The following is an 18,499-nucleotide window of genomic DNA, read 5'->3' on the forward strand; positions in this document are numbered from 1 at the left end:
CAGAATCGGACCGCCGCCAACGCTCTCAGTCGTCCTCGTTCGGATCGAGGTCGGGGAACAACACCGAGGTGTAGCCGAACTTGCTGAAGTCGCGGATGCGCATCGGGTAGAGGATGCCCAGCAGGTGGTCAACCTCGTGCTGCACCACGCGCGCGTGGAACTCTTCCGCATCGCGCACGATGCGATTGCCGAACTGGTCGAAGCCCTCGTAATGCAGGCGCGCGTGACGCGGCACCACGCCGCGCAGGCCGGGCACCGAGAGGCAGCCTTCCCAGCCATCCTCCATCGCCTCGCCCACCGGCGTGAGGACGGGATTGATCAATACTGTTTCCGGCACCTGGGGCGCGTCCGGATAACGCGTGTTCGACTTGAAGCCGAATATCACGACCTGGAGATCGACGCCGATCTGCGGCGCGGCCAGACCGGCGCCGTTGGCGGCGTGCATGGTATCGAACATGTCGTGGACCAGCGCATGCAGCTCGGGCGTGTTGAACTCCGCAACCGGCTGCGCCACGCGCAGCAGGCGCGGATCGCCCATCTTCAGGATTTCGCGTACCGTCATTTGCAGACCTCAAGTTCGCTCAGGTATTGGCGGAAGCCTTCGCCAGTTTCCGGATGCTTCATGCCCATCGCCACGGTGGCCTTCAGGTAACCGAGCTTGGAACCACAATCATAACGCTGTCCTTCATAACGGTAGGCCAGCACGCGTTCCGCCTTGAGCAGCGCGGCAATGCCATCGGTCAGCTGGATCTCGCCGCCAGCGCCGGCGCCCAGGTTTTCCAGGAATTCGAAGATGCGGTTGGACAGCACATAGCGGCCCACCACCGCCAGCGTGGACGGCGCCACCTCGGGGTTCGGCTTTTCCACGATGCCGTTCACGATCTCCATCTGCTCGCGATAAGGCGCGGCGCTGACGATGCCATACTGCCGCGTGTGTTCGCGCGGGACGTCCTGCACGGCCAGCAGGCTGGCGCGCTCGTAGTCGTAGCGTTCCGTCATCTGCGCCAGCACCGGCTTGCTCGCATCCATGAAATCGTCCGCCAGCACCACCGCGAAGGGCTCGTTGCCCACGATCGAACGCGCACACAGCACGGCATGGCCAAGGCCCAGCGCCGCAGGCTGGCGCGTGTAGATGCAGTTCACATTTTTCGGGATCACGTTGCGCACGATCTCCAGCAACTGCTGCTTGTTCGACGCCTCCAGCTCGGATTCCAGCTCGTAGGCCTTGTCGAAATGGTCCTCGATGGCGCGCTTGTTGCGGCCCGTGACAAAGATCAGCTCCGTGATGCCGGCTGCAACGGCTTCTTCAACGGCATACTGGATCAGCGGCCGGTCGACGATGGGCAGCATCTCCTTCGGCTGCGCCTTGGTCGCGGGGAGGAAGCGGCTGCCGAGGCCTGCGACGGGGAATACGGCTTTGCGAATGCGCGTCATATTTTCAGTAGAGCGAGCAAGCCCGCTTCATCAAGGATCGTAATGCCCAATTCTTCCGCCTTGGCCAGCTTGCTGCCGGCTTCGGCGCCCGCTACGACATAAGAAGTCTTCTTCGATACGGAACCGGAAACCTTGCCGCCCGCAGCCTCGATCATGGCCTGCGCTTCGTCGCGGCCCATGTTCGGCAGCGTGCCGGTCAGCACGAAGGTCTTGCCGCTCATCGCGCCTTCCGTATCTTCCACTTCAGGCAGCTGCGCCAGCAGCTCGGCGCGCAGTTCCTCCAACGCTTCCAGCTTGGCAGCGTTGCCCGGCGTGCGCACCCACTGCTCCAGCGACTCCGCCACATTGGCGGGCAGGCCGAAGACATTGAATACGCCGAGGTGCGCGATCGCCGCCAGCGTCAACCCTTCCTGGATCAGCTGCCTGGCGCGCGGTTCGGTGAGCTTCGGGATGTCCAGCGCGGCCAGCAGCTTCACCAGCTCCAGCTTCTCACGCAGCTGGGCTTTCGGCGCGTGTTCGCCCTTGGGCGACACATGCTGCAGCAGCGCATCGATCGCCTGCTGGTTCTTCGGCTCGGCAAAGAAGTCGGCAATCGACTCGGCCACCGTGCCGCCGATATCCGGCAGCACGCGCAGCAGCGCGGCCGGCGCCTTGCGGATCAGCTCAAGCTTGCCCAGCCAGTCGGCCAGGGTTTTCGCGGTGGACTCGCCAACGTGGCGGATACCCAGCGCGAACAGCAGGCGCTCCAGTGGCGGATTCTTGCTGGCACCGATGGCTTCCAACAGGTTATCGGCCCACTTGGTGGCGACCTTGCCCTGCGCGACCGTTTCCGGCGTTGTGCCATCGCGCTCGTCGGCCAGGCGCTTCATTTTCAGCAAGTCGTCCAGCGTGAGCTTGTAGAGGTCCGCCACGCCGTGCACCAGGTTGCACTCGACCAGATTGTCGATATAGCGGTCGCCTAAGCCTTCGATATCCATCATGCGGCGGCCGGAGAAGTGGCGGATCGCTTCCTTGCGCTGGGCGGAGCAGAACAGGCCGCCCGAGCAGCGTGCCACGGCTTCATCTTCCTCGCGCACCACATGCGAGCCGCAGACGGGACAAGTCTTGGGCAGCGACCATGCCATCGGTTCCGGCGCGGGGCGGCGCTCCAGCACCACGGACAGCACTTCCGGAATCACATCGCCAGCGCGGCGCACGATCACCGTATCGCCCACGCGCACATCCTTGCGGCGCACCTCGTCCTCATTGTGCAGCGTGGCGTTGGTGACGGTCACGCCGCCCACGAACACCGGCTGCAGGCGCGCCACCGGCGTGATGGCGCCGGTGCGGCCCACCTGCACTTCGATGGCCTGCACCGTGGTTGTCGCTTCCTCGGCGGGGAACTTGTGGGCCAGCGCAAAGCGCGGCGCCCGCGACACGAAGCCCAGCGTGCGCTGGTCTTCCACATTATTGGTCTTGTACACCACGCCGTCGATCTCGAAGGGCAGCGTGGGACGGGCCTTGCCGATGTTTTCGTAATAGCCCAGCAGGCCGTCCCTGCCGCGCACTACGGCGCGCAGGTCGTTCACGGGCAAGCCTAGCTGCTCGTACCAGTCCAGCAGCGCGGAATGGGACTCGGGCATATCCGCGCCAACCAGCTCGCCGATGCCGTAGGCAAAAAAGCTCAGCTTGCGCTGCGCCGTGATGCGCGAATCCAGTTGGCGCAGGCTGCCCGCCGCCGCATTGCGCGGATTGACGAATTCCTTCTGCCCCTGCTCGCGCTGGCGCGCATTCATGGCCGCGAAATCAGCCTTGAACATCAATACTTCCCCGCGCACTTCGAGTACGGATGGATGGTTCTTGCCTTTCAGGCGCAGCGGGATGGCCTTGATGGTGCGGATATTGGTGCTGACATCCTCACCGGTATAGCCGTCGCCGCGGGTGGCTGCCTGCACGAACACGCCGTCTTCGTAGCGCAGGTTGATGGCCAGGCCATCGAACTTCACTTCGGCCGCGTATTCGACCTGCACTTCATCAAGGCCTTCGCGCACGCGGCGGTCGAAGTTGTCGATGTCCTCATCGGTGAAGCCGTTATTCAGGGACAGCATCGGCACCGCATGGGTAACCGCATCGAAGGCGGCCAGCGGGGGCGCGCCGACGCGGAAGGTCGGCGAGTCCGGCGCCACCAGTTCAGGGTGGGCCGCTTCGATTTGCTGCAGTTCGGCGAAGAGCTTGTCGTACTCCGCGTCCGGAATGGTTGGTGCGTCCAGCACATGGTAGGCGTGCAGGTGGCGATTCAGTTCTGCCGTCAGCCAGGCGGCGCGTTCGGCTGGGGTTTGTTGTTGTTCTTTGTTGCTCATTACTGCTTAGCTGAACAGGCGCAGTGCGCGGGTGGAACCGGCAGGAATATCGGAGGCTTCCATGTCGGCGTAAAAATCCTTGACCTGGTCGGCGATGCTGGCCAGCGCTTCGTCGGACAGCGGCTGGTTGTAATCGTCGACGATGGTCGCATCCAGGCGGCCCATCAGCGACTTGGCGCAGCCGATCATGGAACCGAAACCGTCACGCGCCGGCGAGACGCAGGGCACATCCAGCAACAGCGTCAGGCGCGACGTGGTTTCCTCGGCCAGGGTGACGTTGGTGGACAGCGTGAACAGATAGCCGCCCTCGCCGTCCGGCATCGCGTAGCGGCCATCGGGACGCACATCGAAGCCCAGCTTTTCCAGTGCCCCGAGCAGGGTCGAAATCGCCCAGGGAGCGCCATTGCTGGCCAGGTTCACGCCCAGCTGGGCGTCGTGGTTGGCGACGAAGCGGTGCAGGTTTTTCGCTTCCTGCATGACTTCGATCATGTCCGGAATTTGCGGTTCGGCGGCGATTTCATCTGCCACCGCGCGCAGGCGGGTGATCAGCTCCGAGTATTCAAGTTCGTTCAGCGCCGTCGTGCGGCTGGCCAGCTGCACGCCGCCCTGCAGCTTGGTGTAAACGGTGCCGTGGCGGATTGGTTCCCAGTCGCCGCTGACGGCCAGGCCGATGAAGTGCACCGGCTTGCTGCCCACAAAGCGCAGCTTTTGCAGCACGGGCAGCAGCTTATCGCCGCGGATCGGGGCTTCCAGTTCCAGCGGCAACAGGCAATCGATCAGGGGATCGACCAGGCAAGTCGCCAGTTCGGCCGGCGGCACCGAAGCGTCGGCGCTGCGCACAGGGACGGGCGGCGTGTCATCGTCGGGGGTTACGCTTGGCCCGGGCACGGCGCCGGCCGGATGGTCGGGCGCAGCGTAGGCGCCGGAGCCGGCGTCGGGCATCGGCACGTCGCCCAGGTGGAAGCTTGGCTCGGCGCGTTCCGCGGGTACATCGCCCTGGCGCATCAGCACATCGTCATGTTCGACGCCGAACACGCGCTCCATGCTCTTGCGGGCCTTGTACTCCTGCCATTTGTTGTAGGTGAAAACGCCGGCGATAAACACGCCGCCGGCGGCGATCAAGCTCATTTGAAAATCTGTCATGCTGCTTGGGCCTCAGTAGCAAAAGATGCGGCGGCTTCCATGTCCACCGCCACGATGCGCGATACGCCCTGCTCCTGCATCGTCACACCGATCAGTTGATTGGCCATCTCCATCGCAATCTTGTTGTGCGAGATGAAGAGGAATTGGGTCTGGTCGGACATGCGCTTCACCATGCGGCAGAAGCGCTCCGTGTTGGCGTCGTCCAGTGGCGCGTCCACCTCGTCCAGCAGGCAGAATGGCGCCGGGTTCAGGCGGAACATCGAGAACACCAGGGCCGTTGCGGTCAGCGCTTTTTCGCCGCCGGACAACAGGTGGATGGTGGCGTTCTTCTTGCCCGGCGGCTGGGCCATGACCTGCACGCCGGAGTCGAGGATTTCCTCGCCCGTCATGGTCAGCTTGGCCTGGCCGCCGCCGAACAGGATCGGGAACAGCTCGGAGAAGCTCTGGTTGACGCGGTCGAAGGTATCCTGCAGCAGGTCGCGGGTTTCCTTGTCGATCTTGGCGATCGCGTCTTCCAGCGTGTTGATGGCTTCCGTCAGGTCCTTGTTCTGCGCGTCGAGGAAGTTCTTGCGCTCGGAGGCCGTCGCCAATTCGTCCAGCGCGGCCAGGTTGACCGCGCCCAGGGCGGAGATGGCGTTGGTGAGGCGCGTGACTTCGCCCTGCAGGTAGGACGCTTTCATGTCCGGGTGCAGCTTCTCGGCCAGCGCGGCTTCGTCGGCCTGCACTTCCGCCAGCTGCTGCGCGAACTGTTCCTGGTTCAGGCGCGCAGCCTGTTCCTTCAGCTGCATTTCCGTGATCCTGTCGCGCTGCGGCTGCAGGCTGCGTTCGGCCGACATGCGGCCTTCTTCGTGATGGCGCAGCTGCTGCGTGATCTGGTCGAGTTCGTGGCGGGCGTCGGCCAGGGCGCGCTCCTGCTGCGTGCGACGGTCCAGCAGGTCCTGCAAACCTTCGTTGGCCGTGCCGGACTCCAGGCCCGCCAGTTCCGCCTCGCCGGCCCTCAGGCTTTCCGTCACCTGCGCGACTTGCGCGGTGGCGGTGGCGATGCTGCGCCGCAGTTCGTCGATGCGGTTGCGCGCGGACTTTTCGGCGAATTCCGCTTCCTGGGCCTTGCGTTCCAGTTCGCGCAGGGCTTCGCGGGCGTCGGCCAGGCGCTGTTCCTTGAGCAGGAAGGCGGTCTGACCCTCTTCGTGCTCGCCTTGCAGGTTGCCCAGTTCCATGTCCAGCTGCTCGAACTTTTCTTCCGACTCGAGCTTGACCTGCATCTGCTCCGCTTCCTGCGCGGCGATTTCGGCGAGGTCGGTCTCGATCTGGTTGCTGCGCTGGTTGAAGCGCGCCTGCACTTCGGACAGCTTGACCACTTCCAGCTGCAGCGTATGCACGCTGGCGGTCAGGCTCTGGACCTTCTGGCGCAGTTCCGCGACCTGGCGCGTGTGGTTCGACACCGCCGCATCGGCACGCACCGCGCGCGCCCTTGCCTCCTCGGCCAGCATCGATTGCGCGCGCAGCTGCTTGGTGATGTTGTCGATTTCGTGCTGACGTCCCAGCATGCCGGCTTGCTCGTCATCTGCTGCGTAGAAGCGCACGCTGGACTGGCTGATGATGTGGCCTTGTTTCGTGACGAAGCAGCCGCCGGCGGGAAGCTGGGCCCGTGCTGCGAAGGCCGCGGCGTTGTCGTCGGCGTAGAAGGCGTTGTGCAGCCAGTCCTGCAGCACGCCGCGCAGGCCGGGGTCGTTCAGCTTCAGCAGGTCGATGAAGGGGCGCAGCGCGGCGCCGGGACCGGCGGGTGCGGTCGACACGGCAGCGGCGGTCATCGGCGCGAACAGCGCCAGCTTGGCCGGCGGCGCGTCGCTGAAAAAGTGCTTCGCCCACTCGATATTGGACACCTGCAGCGCCGACGTGCGCTCGCGCAGGATGGCTTCGAGCGCCGTTTCCCAGCCCTGCTCGATATCCAGCTTCTGCCACAGGCGCGGCAGCTCGTTCAGTTCATGCTTCTGCAGCCACGGCGTGATCTTGCCCTCGGTCTGCACGCGTTCCTGCAGCTGGCGCAGCGCGTTCAGGCGCGCTTCCAGCTGGTGGTTGGCGGCCGTTTCGGCCTGCACGGCAGCCTGCGCCGCCTGGCGTTCCTCTTCCAGGCGAGGCTGGAGCTCATTGGCCTCTTCGAGCATGAAATTCTGCTCTTCCAGCGTGTGCTGCTTCTCCTCCAGCTGCATCTTGAGGTTATCGAGATGCGTGGAATCCGGCATGGACAAGCCGTTCTTCTCCTGCTGCAGGCGTTCGCGGCGCGTCGCCAGTCCGGAAAGGATGTTCGACGCGTTGCGCTGGTGGGCCGACTCCAGCTCCAGCTGCTGCTGCGCCTGCATGATGCGCGCACGCGATTCGGTGGACTTGGTCTGCGCCTCGCGCCACTCGGCTTCCAGCACCGGCAGCAGCTCGGACTTCTGCTCCGCGACCATCCTGGCTTCTTCCACCTTGGCGGACAGCTCCTCCAGATTGATCTCGGCTTCCTCGACCTGCGAGGAATAGTCCTCCGCCTGCTGCGCCCACTGGTCGCGCTGTGCGCCCAGCGCCGTCAACTGGTTCTGCAGGCGGGTGCGGGACTCGATGACGAACTTGATCTGCGCCTCCAGGCTGCCGATCTCGGAGTTGGTCTGGTACAGGTGACCCTGTGCCTGGTGCAGGCGGTCGCCGACGGCAAAGTGAGCCTGGCGCATCTGCTCCAGCGACAACTCCACGTTGCGCAGCTTGGCGGTCTGCTCTTCCAGGTCGTTCTGCGCCTGTTCCATCTCGCGGAAGTACTTGGCCTGCTCGTTCTGGGCCTCGGTCTTGCGCAGCAGCCAGAGCAGCTTCTGCTTCTCGTCCTGGTCCGACTGCAGCTGGTGGAACTTGTTGGCGACAACGGCCTGCGCCTCCAGCTTTTCCAGGTTGGTATTCAGCTCGCGCAGGATGTCTTCCACGCGCAGCAGGTTTTCGCGCGTATCCTGTAGGCGGTTTTCCGTTTCGCGGCGGCGTTCCTTGTACTGGACACGCCCGCTGCCTCTTCCAGGAACACGCGCAGTTCTTCCGGGCGGGATTCGATGATGCGGGCGATCATGCCCTGGCCGATGATTGCGTAGGCGCGCGGACCGAGGCCGGTGCCGAGGAAGATGTCCTGGATGTCGCGGCGGCGCACCGGCTGGCCGTTGATGTAGTAGGTCGACGTGCCGTCGCGCGTCAGCGTGCGCTTGACGGCGATTTCGGCGTACTGACCCCACTGGCCGGAAGCGCGGCCTTCGTGGTTGTCGAACACCAGCTCAACGGAGGCGCGGCCGGCGGGCTTGCGCAGCGTGGAACCGTTGAAGATCACGTCCTGCATGGACTCGCCGCGCAGCTCCGAAGCCTTGGACTCGCCCAGCACCCAGCGCACGGCGTCGATGATGTTCGACTTTCCGCAGCCGTTGGGCCCTACCACGCCGACCAACTGGCCGGGCACCTGGAAATTGGTTGGATCGACGAACGACTTAAATCCCGACAATTTAATGGAAGATAGACGCACGTTGTATCAGTTCTTCGCCCGCACAGGCATAGTTTCAAAAGTGGCTAATCATAACATTTCTACCAGCGGCGCTCGAAGGGTTTTTCGTGGCCGGACAGATAGAGCGCCAGCCGTGTCATCCAGCGTTCCGTGGGCAGCGGCTCGGCGTGCGGCACGACCAGCAGCACCGGCAGCACCACCCCGGCCAGCACCCGGCCGAACTGCAACGGACGTGGGCTGTGGGCGATCGAAATGAAGGCCGCGGACACCGCCAGCCCCACCACGGCGCCCAGCACCACCTCCGACCAGGAATGGGCCAGCACCGGCACGCGCGACGCGCTGACCAGCAGGGCCAGGACCACGCCGCCGACTGTGGCGAGGCGCCGGGTGGACTCCTCGGCGGCATGAAAAGCCAGGTAAAACGCGACCGGGAAAACGGCGCAGGCCCGCATGGAATGGCCGCTCAGACCACCGAACTTCATTTCCGGCACACCCACGCCCAGCCTATCCAAGCCACCTTGGTGGCGACTACCAGCAGCATGCCCAGCCCAAACAGCAGGCACCAGCTCAGGCTCAGTCGCCAGGAACGTCCCGCCAGCAGCCAGGCGGCGATGGCGACGCCGATCGGGCCCGTTACGGGCAGGCTGCCAAGCATGCTCAAGCCGTTCCACCAACTCATCATCCGTGAGCGCTCCCAGGGTTATCGATGCTATATTGAAACACAAACCCCGACTTTTACCGAACCAAATGCCGCAAAGTAAAACTTCCATACTCTTCGTTTGCATGGGCAATATCTGCCGTTCCCCCACCGCAGAAGGCGTTTTCCGGCACCGCGCCGAGGCCGCGGGCCTGGAGCTGCATATCGATTCGGCGGGCACCCACGCCTACCACATCGGCGAGGCGCCGGACGCCCGCTCCACCCGCCATGCCGCCCAGCGCGGCTATGACCTGAGCACGCAACGGGCGCGCAAGGTCGCCGCCGCCGATTTCGAGCGCTTCGACCATGTGCTGGCCATGGATCATGAAAACCTGGAGATCCTGCTGCGTTCCTGCCCGCCACAGTACCGGCACAAGGTGGGCCTGTTCATGCGCTACGCCACGCGCTCTTCTTCGGAAATCGTGCCCGATCCCTATTACGGCGGCGCGCAGGGGTTTGATATGGTGCTGGACTATATCGAGGATGCGGCGGACGGGCTGATTGCCGTCCTCCGTCAGGCCACGCCGGCCTGATCGTGGCTTGGGTCGTTGACGGCGGCCATGGCGCCCATGGCTACGGACAGCGCCTGCGCCACCACTCCCTCAGCGCGGATCAGCCGCACGGTCCCGTCGCGGAACTGCTGCGCCAGCGCCTCGCCGGATATGGAGAACGCTTCCTGGCGTGAACTGGTGGAGAAGATATACAGGGTCTTGAGTGGGCTGATCCAGGCCAGCTTGACCTTGCGCGAGCCCTCTTCCTGGTCGAATTCCAGCCACATGCCGCGCGCCAGCGAATCCACTTCGATGGATGCGTCGTCATCCTCCGGCAGCGGCGCATCGGATTCGGCTTTGGCCTGCAATTCCAGGCGGCGTTCGGCGTCCTTGCGCGCCACTTCCATCGCGATTTCAACCTGGCGTTCCGGCGAGATCTCCAGCGGCGCGCGCACGATGGACGCGTGGCATTCTGCCAGTTCGGCGAAGAATTGCAGGCGGTCGGCGTCCTGCCACTTGATCACATCCAGCCACTTGTTCAGGGTGGACAACAGGCCTGGCAGCTTGGCGATCAGTTTCTTGCGATCGTCCGGCGTGATCTTCGGGCGCACGGACCAGATCAGGTCTTCCATCGTATCGGTGGCGTTCTTCACGGCGCCGGGGCGCTCGTCTTCCACGCTGTAGGCGATGGTCAGCACCGAGACCCATTTGTTCTCCAGGAAGGCTTCGACGATGGCGACCACTTCACCGGTGCCGATACGCAGGGCGACGGCGTCCTTGGCGGATTTCGCGGCCACCGCCATCTTTTCCTGCTTCAGCGCCGCGGCGATCGGCTCCGCAATCGCGGCCGCCGCTGCGGTTTCCTCGGCTTTCAGCGAGGCTTCCAGCTCGTTCACGGCTTCGGTGAAAACCGACAGTTCCTGTTCGTAGTCCTTGCCTACCTTTTCCACGCTCTTCTGCATGGCCTGGTAGAGCGGATCATCCGGGCCTTTCTTCTGCTCCCAGCCCATGCGCGACATCAGGTCGATCATTCGGCGGGCCGGGTGCGCCTCCTGGAAGAAGAAGTTCTTGTCAACCAGGGCGGCCTTCAACACGGGGATCTGCAGGAAGCGGATCAGGTTGCGCGTTTCGGGACTGATGGTCTGGTCGCGGAAGACCGTGTCGAACACCGCGGACAGCAGGTCGATCGTGCTTTCGTCGGCGCGCGTAAGGCTGCCTTGGGGGGCGTGCTGCTTGATCTGCGGCAGGAAAAATACGTTACCCGTGGAAGTCACATCCGCCGTGCCTGCGCTCACGGCCCCCGCCGGGGCGCTACCACCGGACGGACCCGCGCCCTCACCTGTTCCACTGAACACAAAGCCCGGCAGCCCGCCAATGGCCGTGCCGCCGTCGCCGACTGCCATCACGGCGCCGCGCTGCACCTGGGCCAAATAATTCATCAGCGGCTCTTTGGCGCTCAGCATCGAGAGCTGCTGCGCCACTTCATTATTCGCGCCGCCGTGGAAGCCCTGCGCGGGACCTTGCACCCAACCGCCGGCCGGCACCGCGACGCCGCCCTGCACGCCCGGCACGGCGATTCCCGTCATCATCTCACCAGCAACTGCCGGCGCCGCAAACATCATCCCGGCCGGCGCTGCGCCGCCAGGATGCCCTCCGACATACGCGGCCGCGCCAACAACGCCTGCTGGTCCGCCAGCCGCCAACCCTGCCCCGCCGACTTGGCCGACCGCCATGCCGGCCGTGCCAGCCGCGCCCGCATGCGCGCCGAGCGCCACTCCTGGCGCGCCTACGGCCATCCCTGGCTGCACGCCGGCGGCTGTTGCCGCCGCGCCGGGAGCACTGGACGCAGCGGGCGCCGCGGCGGACCGGCCATCGGCCAGATGTCCTGGCGCGCCATACAGACCCGGCGCCACAGCCAACGTGGGCAAGCTCAGATCCAGGTCGCCCAGCTGGTCAAAGCCGGTCGGTGACTTGGATGGCGCCTCGGACCCGGCCGAGCCGGCGAAGAACTGGCGCAACTGCTCCGCCAGCGCCGCCTGCTGATTCTTCTTGCGCGAAGGCGCCATGGACGCGTCATGCGAATCCGCCCTGCGCATCTTCATGCGTCCTTCCCCGCCGGGACCCGCGCCCTTGCGCTCCAGGCCAAGATTCAGCGCTTCCAGCAGCGGCCCCATTTCGAAGAAGGAATCCGGCTTCAGCAAGGGCGTTAGGAAATCCTTGCAAGCCTCGTCATTGACGAATTCCGTCCATGCCGTATTCACCGCATTCAGGAACACTTCCGGACGGAAGGGATTCTGGCTCACGCGCAGGATGTCCCGGTCCAGCAGGAAAGCCAGTCGCACGTTGAGCGTAGCCAGCACATCGGAATTCCTGACTTCGAAGGGCTTGGCGATCGCGCCCATGGTGACCTTATTGTCCATCTCCTCGAATGGCACCAGGGACAGGGCATCTTCCATCACGCGCGGCGCAGCCTTGCGTCCCGGCGCCAGGTCGGCCAGGTCCTCGCGGATGCTGCGCTCGAGCTCCCTGGACACCAGGTTCATGTAGGCGAAGTGATTGCTGCGCAGCAGATTGCCGGCGCGGATGCGCGCCTGGACTTCCTTCACATCGCCGTTCATGTTCTCGCTGTCGACCAGGGCGCCGGCGAGGTTGATCGAGAAATCGTGGAATTGTTCGCTGACGTGCTTGATCGCGATGCTGATCAGGTTCTCCAATAGCGCATGCCGCGGCGTGACCGCATTTTTCGGCAGCGATGGCTTGGGAGGCTCTGGAAGCATGATGGGACCTGGGTTTAAGGCTTGTACCTATTGTGGCAGATTCTTTCCACAAGGCAATAGGCATTTGGAAAGAATTCGTGAAAATGTTGGGAAATTGTATGCAACTGTCGAGTTGCACCAGGATAGTGCAAGGCCAAGTCCTACATGCGCCCCCGGATAATTCTGATAGAAGATTGTTCGGCAAATCCGCATCATGCCCCTACCGGACGGCCAATCAGCGCAGTGCCGGCGTTTATTCAAACGGAAAGGAGTTCCACATGAAAACGAAAGCCAAGAGCAGCAGCAGCGGCAGCAAACAAAGTTCCTCCGCAGGCAGCAAGCAGTCGGGAAGTCAGGGCTCGCGCACCGGAACCCAAGGGGGCACCCACGAGCAGCATGTGGAAGCCGGCCGCCAAAGCCACAAGAACGACAACAAGCGTTCTCGCAGCAGCCGCTAAGCGCGGCTACACCGCGGCGCGGACATGATGCCGCCGCCGTACCATGAACAGGGCCTGGCCGCATATGCGCACTAGGCTCTTTCTCTATCTAGATATTGGTGACCCGCTTGCCCTTGGGCGGCGTGAAATCCTTGATCGCCTGCACCAGCGCCACCTTCTCCGCATCGCGCGCCGTCAGGTGCAGGTCGGACATCGAATGCACCAGCCAGTGGTCGTCTGTCAGGTTCACGTACTGGCGCAGGATGGACTCGGTGCGGGCATCGTCCGCCTGCAGGCCCTCGACAATGATCCGCAAAGCGTCCGGCCGCGCGCCAGACGGTGCACTGGCATGCGACTTGTGGATCATGAAGCGCGCCGTCTCGCTGGCATAGCGCTCCTCGCCGGCCAGGAACAGGATCACTGCAATCGAAGCCACGGCCCCGCCGTTATAAGTGACGATCTTGATCGGCAGGTTGCGCAGGTAGTTGTGCAGGCACAAACCGTCGCTCACATAGCCGCCATTGGACTGGATCAGGATGTGGGCTGTCTCCACCCCGTCCTCCGTCATGTCCGCCACCGCATCGAACACACGGTGCACCATATCGCTGTTTACATCGCCGGACAGGGTGAACCAGGCCGCCCCATCAAGCTTTTGCTTGTCGTTATCCATGGTATGCGCTCGCTGAGTTGATAAGAATATTCTATCAAAGCTCGCGTGCCCGGGACGCACGCCCAAAACCGACGGCGTAACCCTGGTGGCGGCCACATCGTGGCAGCCACCTGCTCCTGCCGTGGGTTCTGCTCAGATTGACATTATGACCCTCTTGCCATATAGTCCCGAGTCTTGATCGGGAGAGCGCAGAAACGTCTGCCGCCGAAGGGGCACCACCCAAAAACTCTCAGGCAAAAGGACCGGTCAAGGGGCCAGCATTGGCCCAAACTCTGGAGAGCGGCTGCCGCCACGAGCAGCCCACCGAAGGGGCGTGCAGGATTACCTTCCTGCTATCTCTCAGGTACCAAGGACAGAGGGGTAGGCGTATCTATGTTCAGTTAACCCTACTCTTTTCGGCACCGAGGTACCATGACGCTCAAAGCAACCCCACTTAACAACGCTCACCGTGCCCTCGGCGCCCGTATGGTCGATTTCGGCGGCTGGGACATGCCCGTCAACTACGGCTCCCAGATCGAGGAACACCACGCAGTGCGCAGCGACGTCGGCATGTTCGACGTTGCCCACATGTGCGTTGTCGATGTCAAAGGCGCAAACGTGCGCGGCTTCCTGCGCGGCCTGCTGGCCAATAACGTCGACAAGCTGCAGGTATCGGGCAAGGCCCTCTACTCCTGCATGCTGACCCCGGATGGCACCGTGATCGACGACCTGATCGTCTACTTCCTGACCGAAGACTGGTTCCGCATCGTCGTCAACGCCGGCACCGCCGAAAAGGACGTAGCCTGGATGCAGAAGCATAACGAAGCCACCGGCGCCGGCCTGACCATCACCCAGCGCCGCGATGGCGCCAATGCGATGGCCCTGATCGCCGTGCAAGGCCCGAACGCCCGCGCCAAGGTATGGGAAGTGATCCCGCAGGCCAAGGAAGCCACCGCTGAAATGAAGCCCTTCAATGTGGCCCTGGTGCCAGGCACCGCTTTCGGCGAAGCCATGGTTGCCCGCACCGGCTACACCGGCGAAGACGGCTTCGAGATCGGCGTGGCGGCGGAACAGGCGGAAGCCCTGTGGAATGCGCTGGCCGCGGCAGGCGTGAAGCCGGCCGGCCTGGGCGCGCGCGACACCCTGCGCCTGGAAGCCGGCATGAACCTGTACGGCTCCGACATGGACGAAACCGTAAACCCGCTGGACGCAGGCCTGGCCTGGACCATCGACCTGGTTTCCGAGCGCGACTTCATCGGCAAGGCAGCCCTGCAGGCCAAGGGCCAGAACCAGCAGTTCCTGGGCCTGATCCTGCGCGAAAAAGGCGGCGTGCTGCGCTCGCACCAGAAAGTCATCGCCGCCAATGGCGACACCGGCGAAATCACTTCCGGCACCTTCTCCCCCACCATGCAGCAGGCCATCGCGCTGGCGCGCCTGCCAATGAGCGTGCAAGTGGGCGACACCGTGCACGTCGAGATCCGCGACAAGAAACTGGCGGCAGGCGTTGTCAAGCTGCCTTTCGTGCGCAACGGTAAAATCCTGGCTGCCTGACCCCGAACAACAACCCTACTGGAGCAAAACATGAGCAACATTCCTGCAGACCTGAAGTACACCGAGTCCCATGAGTGGGTACGCGTAGAAGCCGACGGCACCATCACCGTGGGCATCACCGAGTACGCGCAGGAAGCGCTGGGCGACATCGTGTTCGTCGAACTGCCGAAGGTCGGTGCCACCTACACCGCCGGCGACGACGCCGCCGTGGTGGAATCCGTGAAGGCCGCTTCCGACATCTACGCTCCGGTTTCCGGCGAAGTGACCGCCGTGAACGACGCCGTTGTGGCTTCGCCTGAGTCGATCAACGCCGACGCCTACGCCAACTGGATGTTCAAGATGAAGCCGAGCGACGCCAACGCCGTCAACGGCCTGCTGGACGCCGCCGCTTACGGCAACACCACCGGCGCATAACAACGTATCACCATTGTTGACGCGTAGGGCGGATCATTGATCCGCCATAGCGCCGCCGCGATGCATGCACGGCGGATCAATGATCCGCCCTACGCGGCGCTGCCCAACGAGCTTTCCCAATCTGGCCCTGAGATTTCTCCACCATGACCCGCACCAGCCTGACCCAACTTGAAGCCCGCGATGCCTTCATCGCCCGCCACATCGGCCCGGACGCCGCCGAACAGCAGCAAATGCTCGAAGTACTCGGCTACGCCTCGCGCGCCGCGCTGATCGATGCCATCGTCCCGCCAGGCATCCGCAACAAGAGCGCCCTGCCCCTCGGCCAGTTCTCCGAGCCGATGCCGGAACAGGAAGCGCTGGCCAAACTGAAGGGCATCGCCGGCAAGAACAAGGTGCTGAAATCGCTGATCGGCCAGGGCTACTACAACGCCTACACCCCGGGCGTGGTACTGCGTAACATCTTCGAAAACCCGGCCTGGTACACCGCCTACACCCCGTACCAGCCGGAGATCTCCCAGGGCCGCCTGGAAGCGATCCTGAACTTCCAGCAGGCCGTGACCGACCTGACCGGCATGAACATCGCCAACGCGTCCATGCTGGACGAAGGCACGTCCGCCGCCGAAGCGATGACGCTGATCCAGCGCGTGGGCAAGTCCAAGTCGAACACCTTCTACGTCGCCAACGACGTGCTGCCGCAAACCCTGGAAGTGGTGCAGACCCGCGCCGAGCCGCTGGGCATCACCGTGAAGACTTTCAACCCGGCCGAACTGGCAGGCGTGACCGATGCATTCGGCGTGCTGCTGCAGTACCCGGGCGCCAACGGCGTAGTGCGCGACTACCGCGCCGACGTGGAAGCCGTGAAGGCCACCGGCGCGATGGTGGTGGTTGCCGCCGACCTGCTGGCCCTGACCATGCTCACGCCTCCGGGCGAATGGGGCGCGGACGTCGTTGTCGGCAACTCGCAGCGCTTCGGCGTCCCGCTGGGCTTTGGCGGCCCGCACGCCGGCTACATGGCTACCCGTGACGAATACAAGCGCTCCATGCCGGGCCGCCTGGTCGGCGTGACCGTCGACCAGAACGGCAACAAGGCTTACCGGCTGGCCCTGCAAACGCGCGAACAGCACATCCGCCGCGAAAAGGCGACCTCCAATATCTGTACCGCACAAGTGCTGCTGGCCGTGATGGCCTCCATGTACACCGTCTACCACGGCCCGCAAGGCCTGCACAACATCGCCAAGCGCGTGCACCGCTACACCGGCGTGCTGGCAGCCTACCTGCGCACGGCCGGCTACAACTTCAACGAAACCTTCTTCGACACGCTGACCGTCAAGACCGATAAGGCCGACGCGCTGCACGCAGCCGCAGTTGCCAACGGCATCAACCTGCGCAAGATCGACGCGCACCACGTTGGCGTGTCGCTGGACGAAACCTGCGACCGCTCCACCCTGTCCGCCCTGTGGGCAGTGTTCGGCAACGGCGCCGCCGAGCCGGACTTCGACGCCGTGGAAGCCACCGTCGAGCGCAACATCCCCGAGTCGCTGGGCCGCACCTCGGCTTACCTGACCCACCCGGTCTTCAACCGCTACCACAGCGAAACCGAGATGCTGCGCTACCTGCGCTCCCTGGCCGACAAGGACCTGGCGCTGGACCGCACCATGATCCCGCTGGGCTCCTGCACCATGAAGCTGAACGCTACCAGCGAAATGATCCCGGTGACCTGGCCCGAGTTCTCGACCATCCACCCATACGCGCCGGCGGACCAGACCGTGGGCTACCGCGAAATGATCGACCAGCTGGAAGCCATGCTGTGCGCCGTAACCGGCTACGCGGCCGTGTCGCTGCAGCCTAACGCCGGCTCGCAGGGCGAATACGCCGGCCTGCTGGTGATCAAGAAGTACCACGAATCCCGCGGCGAAGGTCACCGCAATATCTGCCTGATTCCTTCGTCTGCGCACGGCACCAACCCGGCGTCCGCCGCGATGGTGGGCATGCAGGTGGTGGTGACCGCCTGCGACGACAAGGGCAACGTTGACCTGGCCGACCTGAAAGCCAAGGCCGAACTGCACTCGAAGAACCTGTCCTGCGTGATGGTGACCTACCCATCCACCCACGGCGTGTTCGAAGACGGCATCCAGGAACTGTGCGACATCATCCACAAGCACGGCGGCCAGGTGTACGTGGACGGCGCCAACATGAACGCGATGGTCGGCGTGGCCGGCCCGGGCTCCTTCGGCGGCGACGTGTCCCACCTGAACCTGCACAAGACCTTCTGCATTCCGCACGGCGGTGGCGGCCCGGGCGTCGGCCCGATCGGCGTCGGCGCTCACCTGGCGAAATTCCTGCCGAACCAGCGCTCCAACGGCTATGTGCGCGGTGAAGACGGTGTGGGCTCGATCTCGGCTGCGCCTTTCGGCTCGGCTTCCATCCTGCCGATCTCCTGGATGTACATCGCCATGATGGGCGACGCCGGGCTGACCGCCGCCACCGAAGTCGCAATCCTGAACGCGAACTACATGGCGCGCCGCCTGGCGCCGCACTTCCCTGTGCTGTACTCGGGCCACGACGGCCTGGTGGCGCACGAGTGCATCCTGGACCTGCGTCCGCTGACCGATGCTACCGGCATCAGCAACGAAGACGTCGCCAAGCGCCTGATGGACTTCGGCTTCCACGCCCCGACCATGAGCTTCCCGGTGCCGGGCACGCTGATGATCGAGCCGACCGAATCCGAATCGCTGGCAGAACTGGACCGCTTCATCGACGCGATGATCGCCATCCGCGCCGAAATCGCCAAAGTGGAATCGGGCGATTTCGACAAGGCGGACAATCCGCTGAAGTTCGCGCCGCACACCGCTGAAGTGCTGACCGCCGACAAGTGGGAGCGCAAGTACAGTCGCGAAGTGGCAGCCTACCCTGTGGCGTCGCTGCGCAAGCAGAAGTACTGGCCGCCGGTTGGCCGCGCCGACAATGTGTATGGCGACCGCAACCTGTTCTGCTCCTGCATCCCAGTGAGCGATTACGAGTAAACTGTAGCTCGCCTCGGGCACAGAACGCCGGCCACCGCGAGGTGCCGGCGTTTT

Annotated in this window: 13 protein-coding genes, 1 pseudogene and 2 riboswitches; of the genes and pseudogenes, 5 read left to right on the plus strand and 9 right to left on the minus strand. The window is 64.1% G+C overall.

Annotated elements, in window-relative coordinates:
- Positions 1 to 25: 25 nt before the first annotated feature.
- From def to ACHMW6_RS18960, 7 genes and pseudogenes are all read right to left on the minus strand, one after another.
- Entirely contained in the window at positions 26 to 562 is a 537-nt protein-coding gene (def, locus tag ACHMW6_RS18930; RefSeq protein ID WP_395398908.1) for a peptide deformylase, read from the minus strand.
- Positions 559 to 1,434 (minus strand): UTP--glucose-1-phosphate uridylyltransferase GalU, encoded by an 876-nt coding sequence (gene galU / locus ACHMW6_RS18935; RefSeq protein ID WP_395398910.1) that lies wholly within the window; start codon positions 1,432 to 1,434, stop codon positions 559 to 561. The genes def and galU overlap by 4 nt, the downstream gene beginning before the upstream one ends.
- Positions 1,431 to 3,773, minus strand: a complete 2,343-nt coding sequence (gene ligA / locus ACHMW6_RS18940; protein ID WP_395398912.1) for an NAD-dependent DNA ligase LigA — start codon at positions 3,771 to 3,773, stop codon at positions 1,431 to 1,433. The genes galU and ligA overlap by 4 nt, the downstream gene beginning before the upstream one ends.
- A 6-nt stretch (positions 3,774 to 3,779) precedes the next feature.
- The gene (locus ACHMW6_RS18945) at positions 3,780 to 4,901 is read right to left on the minus strand and encodes a cell division protein ZipA C-terminal FtsZ-binding domain-containing protein (protein WP_395398914.1); all 1,122 of its coding nucleotides are present in this window, start codon (positions 4,899 to 4,901) and stop codon (positions 3,780 to 3,782) included.
- 11 nt (positions 4,902 to 4,912) lie between these two features.
- Positions 4,913 to 8,448: pseudogene (smc, locus tag ACHMW6_RS18950) on the minus strand (chromosome segregation protein SMC).
- A gap of 59 nt (positions 8,449 to 8,507) precedes the next feature.
- Entirely contained in the window at positions 8,508 to 8,939 is a 432-nt protein-coding gene (locus ACHMW6_RS18955; protein ID WP_395398916.1) for a phosphatase PAP2 family protein, read from the minus strand.
- Complete coding sequence (locus ACHMW6_RS18960) at positions 8,906 to 9,088, minus strand: hypothetical protein (protein ID WP_395398918.1); 183 nt, start codon at positions 9,086 to 9,088, stop codon at positions 8,906 to 8,908. The genes ACHMW6_RS18955 and ACHMW6_RS18960 overlap by 34 nt, the downstream gene beginning before the upstream one ends.
- An 86-nt stretch (positions 9,089 to 9,174) precedes the next feature.
- Here ACHMW6_RS18960 and ACHMW6_RS18965 point away from each other — a divergent pair, with 86 nt between their 5' ends.
- Positions 9,175 to 9,657, plus strand: a complete 483-nt coding sequence (locus ACHMW6_RS18965; RefSeq protein ID WP_395398920.1) for a low molecular weight protein-tyrosine-phosphatase — start codon at positions 9,175 to 9,177, stop codon at positions 9,655 to 9,657.
- On the opposite strand, the gene ACHMW6_RS18970 is transcribed toward ACHMW6_RS18965, so the two are convergent.
- Positions 9,639 to 12,392 carry a DUF1631 family protein gene (locus ACHMW6_RS18970; RefSeq protein ID WP_395398922.1) on the minus strand — a complete coding sequence of 918 codons (2,754 nt, stop codon included), beginning with the start codon at positions 12,390 to 12,392 and terminating at the stop codon, positions 9,639 to 9,641. The genes ACHMW6_RS18965 and ACHMW6_RS18970 overlap by 19 nt on opposite strands.
- A 257-nt stretch (positions 12,393 to 12,649) precedes the next feature.
- Here ACHMW6_RS18970 and ACHMW6_RS18975 point away from each other — a divergent pair, with 257 nt between their 5' ends.
- On the plus strand, positions 12,650 to 12,829 hold the full coding sequence (locus ACHMW6_RS18975; protein ID WP_395398923.1) for a hypothetical protein: 180 nt from the start codon (positions 12,650 to 12,652) through the stop codon (positions 12,827 to 12,829).
- 88 nt (positions 12,830 to 12,917) lie between these two features.
- Here the strand turns inward: ACHMW6_RS18975 and ACHMW6_RS18980 are convergent, their stop codons facing one another.
- A complete protein-coding gene (locus ACHMW6_RS18980; protein WP_395398925.1) occupies positions 12,918 to 13,478 on the minus strand; it encodes an ATP-dependent Clp protease proteolytic subunit in 561 nt (186 codons plus the stop codon).
- 169 nt (positions 13,479 to 13,647) lie between these two features.
- Positions 13,648 to 13,733, plus strand: a riboswitch (glycine riboswitch).
- 7 nt (positions 13,734 to 13,740) lie between these two features.
- A riboswitch (glycine riboswitch) is annotated at positions 13,741 to 13,844 on the plus strand.
- 45 nt (positions 13,845 to 13,889) lie between these two features.
- Here ACHMW6_RS18980 and gcvT point away from each other — a divergent pair.
- The 3 genes from gcvT (at position 13,890) to gcvP (ending at position 18,445) form a co-directional block, all read left to right on the plus strand.
- Positions 13,890 to 15,008, plus strand: a complete 1,119-nt coding sequence (gene gcvT, locus ACHMW6_RS18985; protein WP_395398927.1) for a glycine cleavage system aminomethyltransferase GcvT — start codon at positions 13,890 to 13,892, stop codon at positions 15,006 to 15,008.
- A gap of 30 nt (positions 15,009 to 15,038) precedes the next feature.
- Positions 15,039 to 15,422, plus strand: a complete 384-nt coding sequence (gene gcvH / locus ACHMW6_RS18990; protein ID WP_395398929.1) for a glycine cleavage system protein GcvH — start codon at positions 15,039 to 15,041, stop codon at positions 15,420 to 15,422.
- Positions 15,423 to 15,565: 143 nt separating this feature from the next.
- The gene (gcvP, locus tag ACHMW6_RS18995) at positions 15,566 to 18,445 is read left to right on the plus strand and encodes an aminomethyl-transferring glycine dehydrogenase (protein ID WP_395398931.1); all 2,880 of its coding nucleotides are present in this window, start codon (positions 15,566 to 15,568) and stop codon (positions 18,443 to 18,445) included.
- Positions 18,446 to 18,499 lie beyond the last annotated feature (54 nt).

It is taken from the genome of Pseudoduganella sp. UC29_106 (genome assembly GCF_044055365.1).
Lineage (GTDB): Bacteria > Pseudomonadota > Gammaproteobacteria > Burkholderiales > Burkholderiaceae_D > Rugamonas.

Excerpts from the sequence above, each read along its gene's own strand:
- def (WP_395398908.1), bottom strand. The coding sequence starts at position 562 with ATGACGGTACGCGAAATCCTGAAGATGGGCGATCCGCGCCTGCTGCGC.
- galU (WP_395398910.1), bottom strand. The coding sequence starts at position 1,434 with ATGACGCGCATTCGCAAAGCCGTATTCCCCGTCGCAGGCCTCGGCAGC.
- ligA (WP_395398912.1), bottom strand. The coding sequence starts at position 3,773 with ATGAGCAACAAAGAACAACAACAAACCCCAGCCGAACGCGCCGCCTGG.
- ACHMW6_RS18945 (WP_395398914.1), bottom strand. The coding sequence starts at position 4,901 with ATGAGCTTGATCGCCGCCGGCGGCGTGTTTATCGCCGGCGTTTTCACC.
- ACHMW6_RS18965 (WP_395398920.1), top strand. The coding sequence starts at position 9,175 with ATGCCGCAAAGTAAAACTTCCATACTCTTCGTTTGCATGGGCAATATC.
- ACHMW6_RS18970 (WP_395398922.1), bottom strand. The coding sequence starts at position 12,392 with ATGCTTCCAGAGCCTCCCAAGCCATCGCTGCCGAAAAATGCGGTCACG.
- ACHMW6_RS18975 (WP_395398923.1), top strand. The coding sequence starts at position 12,650 with ATGAAAACGAAAGCCAAGAGCAGCAGCAGCGGCAGCAAACAAAGTTCC.
- ACHMW6_RS18980 (WP_395398925.1), bottom strand. The coding sequence starts at position 13,478 with ATGGATAACGACAAGCAAAAGCTTGATGGGGCGGCCTGGTTCACCCTG.
- gcvT (WP_395398927.1), top strand. The coding sequence starts at position 13,890 with ATGACGCTCAAAGCAACCCCACTTAACAACGCTCACCGTGCCCTCGGC.
- gcvH (WP_395398929.1), top strand. The coding sequence starts at position 15,039 with ATGAGCAACATTCCTGCAGACCTGAAGTACACCGAGTCCCATGAGTGG.
- gcvP (WP_395398931.1), top strand. The coding sequence starts at position 15,566 with ATGACCCGCACCAGCCTGACCCAACTTGAAGCCCGCGATGCCTTCATC.